This window comes from Bacillus sp. B2-WWTP-C-10-Post-4 (genome assembly GCF_009183805.1).
Taxonomy (GTDB): Bacteria; Bacillota; Bacilli; order Bacillales; family Bacillaceae_G; genus Bacillus_A; species Bacillus_A cereus.
In genome coordinates, this window is sequence record NZ_WEII01000140.1 from 1 (window position 1) to 9,004 (window position 9,004).

Consider the following 9,004-nt stretch of genomic DNA (forward strand, 5'->3'; position numbering starts at 1 on the left):
AATATGAACACTATTGAAAGGAGGTAGAAATAAATGTCATGGAAAAATGATTGCTGGAGTTCTCAGAAAAAGCATTGTAATGATGATTGGTGGAAATCTAAAGAAAAGTGTCATTGTGATGACGATTGGAGTTCTCAGGAAAAACATTGTAATGATGATTGGAGTTCTAAACGAAATAAGTGTCGTTGTAAATGTTTCTTTATTTGTTGCCATTGTAAAAGAAAAAATTGGTAATATTTTCAATCTCAACTTAAAGGAAAGAATATGTCTTTTGGAACCAATCGGACTTTTCCGAAAAGTTGATCCCTCACCTACTTCCTTGCTTTCGCTAAATTTTTAGGTGGGGGGCATTACTGCCTGACAAATAGCGAGATAAATACTAGAATGTAATATATAAAGGTTTAAACAGACATATAAGCAGTCACGCTTTGTCATCACCTTGTTGTTGTAAATTAGTATTCCCCCATTGAATAGACATTCTATAATATCGTATTTTGATTAAAACTATAAAACATACTTAACACTAATAGTAGAATTTTTCTTCTTCATCAAATTCACTTCTTCTTTTTTTATAAACATAAAAAAGGAGCTCTATTTATATAGAGCTCCTTTCTAATTTTATAATTTACTAGACTGTAACCCCTGAATAAATGGAACTACTTCAGGATTTACAAGTGAAGACAAATCACCTAATTCTTTTCCTAAGTAAGCTGCTTTAATAACACGGCGCATTACTTTAGAATTACGTGTTTTCGGTAAATCTTCTACAACGTGGATGTCTTTAGGACACAACGCTTTTCCAATATGAGAGTTTACTAAACTCATTAATTCTTTCTTTAATTCTCCTGTGAATGTTACATGGTCTCTTAATACTACAAAACAATGACAAACTTCACCTTTTACTTCGTCAGGTACACCAATTGCAGCAGCTTCAATTACATCGTTATGTTTCACAAGAATAGATTCATATTCAGCAGGTCCAATACGTTTACCTGCAATATTTAACGTATCGTCTGAACGCCCTGTGATGATATATTGTTCACCATCGTAAATGACCCAGTCACCGTGGACCCATTTATTTTCAAAACGCGACCAATATGTGTTTATGTAACGTTCATCATCTTCCCAGAAGCTTTTCGTCATACCTACCCAAGGTTTCTCTAAGCATAATTCTCCGACCTCATCCCGAATTGGTTTACCTTGATCATCCAGTACGACAGCTGCCATTCCTGGTAAAGATGCGTTAAAACTAATCGGTGCTATTGGCTTAATAAGAATATTACCGAAAATCCCACCAGAGATTTCAGTTCCACCTGAGTAGTTACAGATTGGGACATTTCCTTTTCCAACTGTTTCAAACAGCCACATCCATGGATCAGGATTCCAAGGTTCTCCTGTTGATGCGAATACTTCCAAACTCTTTAAAGAATGTTTATTGACATACTCATCACCTTTTGCCATTAATGCTCGGATTAACGTTGGCGAAATACCTAAATGAGTAATCTCATATTTATCAACTGTCTCCCATAACCGGTCTGCTTCTGGGAAGTCTGGAACACCTTCGTACATAACCATCGTTGCTCCATTAATGAGTGAACCGAATAATAGAAACGGCCCCATCATCCAGCCCATATCAGTTACCCATAATACACGATCACCTTGTTTAATATTCATTCCAAATCCTGCATCAAAAGCTGCTTTCAAAGGAAATCCTGCATGCGTGTGTACTGTTCCTTTCGGCTTACCAGTCGTTCCTGATGTATAAATGAGCATCAATGGATCATCACTTTGCATTTCCTCTGCATGTATGAATGGTTTTTCTTTTTCTAGCGTACTCCACGAAAAGTCATAGTTATGTGGTGTAAAATCATTTCCTGCATGACGAACGATAACAACTTTTTCAACAGTTGGGCAATGTTCACAAGCTTTATCTACTTCATCTTTTAAAGAAACAATTTTACCGCGGCGTGAAAATCCATCTGCGGTAATAATCATTTTTGAACCTGCCGCTTGCACACGTGTCATAACTGCATCAGACGCAAAGCCTGAGAATATTGGTGAAATAATTGCTCCGATTTTCATTACAGCTAGCATCGCAACAACTGTTTCTGGAATCATCGGCATATAAATTGTTACACGGTCACCTTTCTCAATACCCGCGTGTTTCAAACCATTTGCAACACGGCTTACCCAGTTGTCAAGCTCTTCATATGTAAATGATTTTGAAGTTCCATTTTCTCCTTCGTACTGAAGTGCTGGCTGTATTCTCGTCTCTTCATCCGCAAGCCAGCGGGATAAAGCTGATTCTACAACGTTACATGTTCCGCCATTATACCACTGTGCAAACGGTGTACCATTTTCTAAATCTAACACTTCTGTATAAGGTTTCATCCATTGATAGCCTACTGCTTTTTCTGCCTCTCCCCAAAACCAAGCTGTTTCCTCAATAGATTTATTATAAAAAGTTTCATAGTCTTCATATCCCAATGATTTCATCCAACCATATAAACGTGTTTTTTCCTTGTACTCTTCTGTTGGAAACCAAACTGCTTGTTTCAATGTTTTCCCCTCCTTAACTTTTTGAGCAAGAAAGCCCTAAATAGGGCTTTTAAACTGGATATACAGGATGTTTACGATCTGTGAATACTTGATATTTACTCATATACATTTCGAAACGTCCTTTTAACTCTTCACGTAAATTGTTTGGATGAACAATACCATCAATCACCATCTCTGATGCTAAATGATAAATATCAATATCTTTCTTATACTCTTCACGTTTTTCAGCAATGAAGCTAGCACGCTCTTCTTCTGGTAAAGCTGCAATTTTATTTGCATATACAGCATTAACCGCAGCTTCTGGACCCATTACCGCAATAGAGGCTGTTGGTAATGCCAGACAGCAATCTGGTTCAAATGCTGGACCTGCCATCGCATATAAACCAGCGCCATATGCTTTACGAACAACGATAGAAATCTTCGGTACAGTTGCTTCACTCATTGCAGAAATCATTTTTGCACCGTGGCGAATAATACCGGCACGCTCTACTTTTGTACCAATCATAAATCCTGGTACATCCGCAAGGAATAATAATGGAATATGATATGCATCGCATAAATTAATAAACTTAGCAGCTTTATCAGCTGAATCGTGGAATAATACGCCGCCCTTCATACGCGGCTGATTTGCAATAATACCAACTGGCTTACCATCAATACGTGCTAAGCCTGTAATTAGCTCTTGAGCAAATAATTTTTTCACTTCATAGAATGAACCTTCATCAATAACTCTATTAATGAGATCTTTCATATTGAAAGGAGCATTTTGATTTTCTGGAATGATTTGTTCTAACGTTTTATCGAATTGCTTCGGTTCTTGAGGTGTAACCAATGGAGTCTTTTCTAAGTAGTTGTTTGGAAAATATGAAATGTATTGTCTTGCTTGTGTAATAGCATCTTCTTCTGTCTTACATAAAACATCTCCGCATCCTGATACAGAGCAATGCATACGAGCTCCGCCCATCTCTTCTAAAGTTACCTTCTCACCGATAACCATCTCAGCCATACGAGGAGATCCTAAATACATAGATGCATTTCCTTCTACCATCATTACAACGTCACAAAAGGCTGGAATATACGCACCACCAGCTGCAGAAGGTCCAAATAACAAGCATACTTGAGGAACTTTACCTGATAACTTCACTTGATTATAGAAGATTCTTCCTGCACCGCGGCGCCCTGGGAACATTTCTACTTGATCTGTAATACGCGCTCCAGCAGAGTCAACTAAATAAAATAACGGAACACGTAGTTTTTCAGCTGTTTCTTGAATACGTAAAATCTTTTCAACTGTGCGTGATCCCCATGATCCAGCTTTTACAGTAGAATCATTGGCCATTACACACGCAGTACGACCATGTATTTTACCCGTTGCCGTTACAACGCCATCCGCAGGTAAGCCTGTTTGTTCACAGTTAGCAAATAATGCATCTTCTACATATTCGCCATTATCAAATAGAAGCGCTAAACGGTCTCGAACGAATAATTTTCCTTTTGCTTTATTTTGCTCATGATATTTCGGTGCCCCGCCTTGTTTAATTGTTTCAACTCGTTCTTCAAATGAATTAGATTGTTGTTTTTGGTCTAACATATTTACTCCCCCTTATACATCGGTTTGCGTTTTTCTTTGAATGCCTGTAATCCTTCTATGCGATCTTTCGTATGGATTACACCTTCATACGCTTGTTTTTCCATTTGTAATCCGGTATGTAAATCAACTTGAATACCATTTGAAATTGCCTCTTTTGCTAATCGAACAGCAATAGGTCCATTACTAGCAATTTTCTCTGCTATTTCAATCGCTTTCTCTTCAAGTAAATTAGCTGGTACAACAAATTCTACTAAACCGTATTCTTTTGCTTCTTGCGCTGAAATACGTCTACCTGTATAAATTAATTCTTTCGCTCTACCAGCACCAATTAATCTCGGTAAGCGCTGTGTACCACCTGCTCCTGGTATAATTGCAAGTGTCGTTTCAGTAAGACCAAGACTTGCAGATTCAGCAGCAATTCTAAAATCACAAGCTAAACTTAATTCCGTACCACCACCAAGTGCAATTCCATTTATAGCAGCAATAACTGGCTGTGGTAATTGTTCAACCATCTTCATAGTAGTACGAATCATACTAACAGCATGGCGAACTTGTTCTTCATTCATACCGGCACGCTCTTTTAAATCTGCACCAGCACAAAATGCTTTTTCACCAGCACCAGTCAAAATAACTACACGTGCGTTTGAATCTTCACTTATTTGAGTTAATATCGTTTGTAATTCATCTAATAATGCCAAAGATAATGAGTTTGCTTGTCTTGCACGATTTAACGAAATCTTTACTACGTGAGGTGTTACATAATCAACGGAAATGTTTTGTAATTGTAGCATCTACTCACCTACTTATCGTTTTATGTTGAAGCGCTCTATACACATGACTCGGTAATTGGATATTCAACTTACTTTGAATAAATTGACTAGCTCTCAATAACTTTTCTTCGTCTATATTCGTTTGGACTCCTAATTTATGGAGCATATGTACTAGGTCATCAGTGGCAACATTACCTGATGCTCCTGGTGCATAAGGGCAGCCCCCGAGTCCACCACAAGAACTATCAAACGTTGTAATACCGTATTCTAATGATTTAACTACATTCGCTAGAGCCATTCCATACGTATTATGAAAATGCATTGCAAACTGCGAAGCATCATACTTCTTTAATAGGTGTTCTAATACTTGTTCTACTTGTAATGGATTCGCTACACCGATTGTATCCCCTAGAGAAACTTCATAAATACCGTATGAAAATAGTTGATTACATAATTCGTCAACTGCTGCGAGACTTATATTCCCTTCATAAGGACATCCAAATACAGTAGAAACATAGCCTCTTACCTTTTTCCCTTCGAATAATGCCTGTTTTGTTATATCTTCAATTACGACTAATGCTTCTTTGATCGATTTATTAATATTACTTTTATTATGAGATTCACTTGCTGATAAAAAAACATTCACCTCATCTACATTTTGCAAAAAAGCTCGTTCCAAACCATTTTGATTCGGAACAAGCGCAGCATATGTAACATTGGGATCCCTTTTCAGCTCAGAAAATACATCATTTGCATCCGCTAATGCAGGGACCCATTTTGGGTGAACGAATGAGGAAACTTCAACATACGACAATCCCGCTTCTGTAAGTAGTTGAATCCATTTTACTTTATCTTTTGTGCCAACAATCTTTTTTTCATTTTGTAAGCCATCACGTGGCCCGACTTCTTTAATGACAGCAAAATTAGGTAGTTTCAATTCGCTTCCCCCTATATCTCCCTATTCAATTTCTAATAATACATCTCCTTCATTTACAAAATCGCCTTCTTGCACATTAATTTTCATAACTGTGCCAGCTTCTTCTGAAATGATTGGAATTTCCATTTTCATAGATTCCAAAATGACGACATCCTGCTCTTCCTCTACTGTATCTCCTACTCCTACAACAATCTTCCAAACGTTTCCTGCCATCGATGCGTATACTTTCGTCATCATTTTTTCCCCCTTAATATTGTTAAATCTTATTTTTTAACGAGTTGTTTCGTTACAAAGCCTGTTGTATAAATACCCTCTTTGAACACTTCGTCTTCCAAAACTTGCAGTAGCATTGGTGTGTTCGTTTTAATACCTTCTACTTTTAATTCCTCTAGAGCATCATGTAATTTTGAAATTGCTTCTTCACGAGTCTCGCCATGTGCAATGACTTTCGCAATCATTGGATCATAGAAAGGTGTAATCGTTACATGATTTTCTAAGAAGTGATCAATCCGTACATTTGACGGTAATGTTAAATCTGTAATTTTCCCAGGTGACGGGAAGAATGTTTTCGGATCCTCTGCATAAATACGAGCTTCAATGGCATGACCACTACGTTTTACATCATCCTGAGTAAATGATAGTTTCTCTCCACTTGCAATCAGAAGTTGTTGTTCTACAAGGTCTAATCCCGTAATTTCTTCTGTCACTGGATGCTCTACTTGTAATCTCGTATTCATCTCTAAGAAATAGAAGTTCTTCTGATCATCTACAAGAAACTCAACTGTACCTGCATTTGTATAACCAAGTGCTTTGGCAGCTTGTACAGCAACTTCCCCCATCGCCTTTCGTGTACCTTCATCTAAAAATGGTGAAGGTGCTTCTTCGATTACTTTTTGATTTCGGCGCTGTACCGAACATTCACGCTCCCATAAATACACTGTGTTACCATGTGTATCTGCTAAAAGCTGAATTTCAATATGATGCGCGTCTGCTATATATCGCTCTAAATACATTTCTCCGTTACCGAAGAAGTTTTGCGCTCTTGTTTTATTACTTTCAAACGCTTTGGTGAGCGTTTGCTCAGTTTCCATCAACTGCATACCAATGCCTCCACCGCCTGCGGATGCCTTAAGCATTAATGGATAACCAATTTGTTTTGCAATTTCAATTGCTTCTTCAGCAGTTTCAATATTTGTAGTAATACCTGGGACTACTGGGACATCTGCTGCTTGCATTGCGATACGTGATTCGATTTTACTTCCCATCTTCGTAATGATTTCTTCTGAAGGACCGATAAATACGATTCCTTCTTCTTTGCAGCGAACCGGAAAAGACGGATTCTCTGATAATAAACCATAACCCGGATGAATTGCTTCTGTATTTGTCTTCTTAGCTATTTCAATAATTTTTTCAAGGTTTAAATAGCTTTCTTGGACACGCGGTCCACCTACTAAGTAAGCTTCATTTGCCATTTTCACATGAAGGGCATTTTCATCTGCTTCAGAATAAATAGCAACAGTGCGAATGCCAAGTTTTTGACAAGTTTTCATAATACGAACTGCGATTTCTCCGCGATTTGCAATTAATATTTTTTGAAACATAGTGATTCCTCCCTTTTATCTACATCCTAAATGTCTAGCAATTACGAGACGTTGAATTTCAGAAGTTCCTTCACCAATTTCTAATAGTTTCGCATCACGAATATGTCGTTCAACTTCATATTCACGCATATAACCATATCCACCATGAATCTGTACTGCTTGATTCGCAATACGGCTTGCTGCTTCCGATGCAAATAGTTTTGCCATTGCCGCTTCTTTGCCGAAAGGTTTATCATTATCTTTTAACCAAGCTGCTTTATGTACTAAATTGCGTGCTAGCTCTACTTCAGTCGCCATATCAGCTAATTTAAATTGAATCGCTTGGAAATTAGAGATTGACTTTCCAAATTGTTGACGTTCTTTCGCATATTGCAATGCACGTTCAAAGGCTGATTGCGCAATACCAACTGCCAATGCTGCGATTGAAATACGTCCTCCATCAAGTGTATATAAAAATTGTTTAAAACCTTTATTTACATCACCAAGAATATTTTCTTTCGGTACACGAACACCATCAAGTACGATTTCACAAGTATTAGAAGCGCGAACGCCCATTTTATCGTAAGGACTAGAAATCGTTAATCCTTCACTCGTAGTAGGTACGATAAATGCTGAAATGCGTTTTCTACCATTCTCTTCAACACCGTTGACAGCGGTTACAATAATGGTATTTGCATACTCTGCGTTTGTAATCCAACACTTCTCACCACTGATTACATACTCATCGCCATCTAGTACCGCTTTCGTTTGAGTACCACCTGCATCTGATCCAGCATTCGGCTCCGTTAATCCGAAGGCACCTAATGTTTTACCTGACGCCATTGGAACTAAATACTTTTGTTTTTGTTCTTCTGTACCGAAATAATAAATTGGAGAAGCACCTAATGAAATTGTTGCAGCATAGCTTAAACCAGTGCCACCACAAGCGCGACCAATTTCTTCAACTGCTAACGCATACGATACAGTATCGCCACCTGAACCTCCATACTCTTCTGGGAATGGGATGCCTAATAATCCTAGTTCGCCCATTTTTTGAAATGTTTCATATGGAAACTCTGCAGTTTTGTCATAATATACAGCTTTCGGTGCGATTTCCTTTTCAGCAAAGTCACGTACCATTTCTTTAATCATTTGTTTTTCGCGAGTTAGAGTAAATTCCATTCCGCTACACACCCCTTATCGAATATTGAGTTTCGACAGCGTGCGAGTTTCTACTACAAACATAACAACTTAAAAGACAAGAATATTAGTTAGACAATTGCTATAATTCTGTCATAACTTAATTTTAAAACAGATTCTGTACTAATGCACAAAAAAATTCCTACATTGTTCTACAACAACATAGGAGATTTTGTGTCGAATTATGTAATTTATTGTTTAATAATCTCTACCTTTTCCCGAATCAGAAATTTCTACTAATGCTTCAGGGTATGGTTCGAAATACGTTTGTCTTAATAAATACTTTTCATCAAATCGAATGGCCCATGATTTTAAAATTGTAAGTAAACTACTAAGTGGTATTTTCTTTTCTGCATACTTTTGTAAC

The 9,004-nt window shown here is 37.5% G+C and carries 9 protein-coding genes; 1 reads left to right on the forward strand and 8 read right to left on the reverse strand.

Annotated features, from left to right (window positions below):
* Positions 1 to 46: 46 nt before the first annotated feature.
* Entirely contained in the window at positions 47 to 340 is a 294-nt protein-coding gene (locus GBN78_RS30455; protein ID WP_097918673.1) for a hypothetical protein, read from the forward strand.
* A 278-nt stretch (positions 341 to 618) separates the two neighbouring features.
* Here GBN78_RS30455 and GBN78_RS26825 read toward each other — a convergent pair whose 3' ends face one another.
* The 8 genes from GBN78_RS26825 to GBN78_RS26860 form a co-directional block, all read right to left on the reverse strand.
* Complete coding sequence (locus GBN78_RS26825) at positions 619 to 2,559, reverse strand: AMP-binding protein (protein ID WP_152127893.1); 1,941 nt, start codon at positions 2,557 to 2,559, stop codon at positions 619 to 621.
* A gap of 49 nt (positions 2,560 to 2,608) precedes the next feature.
* Positions 2,609 to 4,150 carry an acyl-CoA carboxylase subunit beta gene (locus GBN78_RS26830; RefSeq protein ID WP_000886744.1) on the reverse strand — a complete coding sequence of 514 codons (1,542 nt, stop codon included), beginning with the start codon at positions 4,148 to 4,150 and terminating at the stop codon, positions 2,609 to 2,611.
* A gap of 2 nt (positions 4,151 to 4,152) precedes the next feature.
* Positions 4,153 to 4,941, reverse strand: coding sequence for an enoyl-CoA hydratase (locus tag GBN78_RS26835; protein WP_000939795.1), 789 nt, complete (start codon positions 4,939 to 4,941; stop codon positions 4,153 to 4,155).
* Between the two features lie 4 nt (positions 4,942 to 4,945).
* Positions 4,946 to 5,857: a hydroxymethylglutaryl-CoA lyase gene (mvaB, locus tag GBN78_RS26840; RefSeq protein WP_000775437.1), complete on the reverse strand. Its 912-nt coding sequence runs from the start codon at positions 5,855 to 5,857 to the stop codon at positions 4,946 to 4,948.
* 21 nt (positions 5,858 to 5,878) lie between these two features.
* Complete coding sequence (locus GBN78_RS26845) at positions 5,879 to 6,094, reverse strand: acetyl-CoA carboxylase biotin carboxyl carrier protein subunit (protein ID WP_001987345.1); 216 nt, start codon at positions 6,092 to 6,094, stop codon at positions 5,879 to 5,881.
* Positions 6,095 to 6,120: 26 nt separating this feature from the next.
* Positions 6,121 to 7,458 (reverse strand): acetyl-CoA carboxylase biotin carboxylase subunit, encoded by a 1,338-nt coding sequence (locus tag GBN78_RS26850; protein ID WP_000486756.1) that lies wholly within the window; start codon positions 7,456 to 7,458, stop codon positions 6,121 to 6,123.
* A gap of 15 nt (positions 7,459 to 7,473) precedes the next feature.
* On the reverse strand, positions 7,474 to 8,619 hold the full coding sequence (locus tag GBN78_RS26855; protein ID WP_000397282.1) for an acyl-CoA dehydrogenase: 1,146 nt from the start codon (positions 8,617 to 8,619) through the stop codon (positions 7,474 to 7,476).
* A 216-nt stretch (positions 8,620 to 8,835) separates the two neighbouring features.
* Positions 8,836 to 9,004: DUF1722 domain-containing protein (locus tag GBN78_RS26860; protein ID WP_152127894.1), on the reverse strand; the 169-nt coding region annotated here is incomplete at its 5' end.

Coding starts and splice junctions, on each gene's coding strand:
- GBN78_RS30455 (WP_097918673.1), top strand. CDS start 47: ATGATTGCTGGAGTTCTCAGAAAAAGCATTGTAATGATGATTGGTGGA.
- GBN78_RS26830 (WP_000886744.1), bottom strand. CDS start 4,150: ATGTTAGACCAAAAACAACAATCTAATTCATTTGAAGAACGAGTTGAA.
- GBN78_RS26850 (WP_000486756.1), bottom strand. CDS start 7,458: ATGTTTCAAAAAATATTAATTGCAAATCGCGGAGAAATCGCAGTTCGT.
- GBN78_RS26845 (WP_001987345.1), bottom strand. CDS start 6,094: ATGATGACGAAAGTATACGCATCGATGGCAGGAAACGTTTGGAAGATT.
- GBN78_RS26835 (WP_000939795.1), bottom strand. CDS start 4,941: ATGCTACAATTACAAAACATTTCCGTTGATTATGTAACACCTCACGTA.
- GBN78_RS26855 (WP_000397282.1), bottom strand. CDS start 8,619: ATGGAATTTACTCTAACTCGCGAAAAACAAATGATTAAAGAAATGGTA.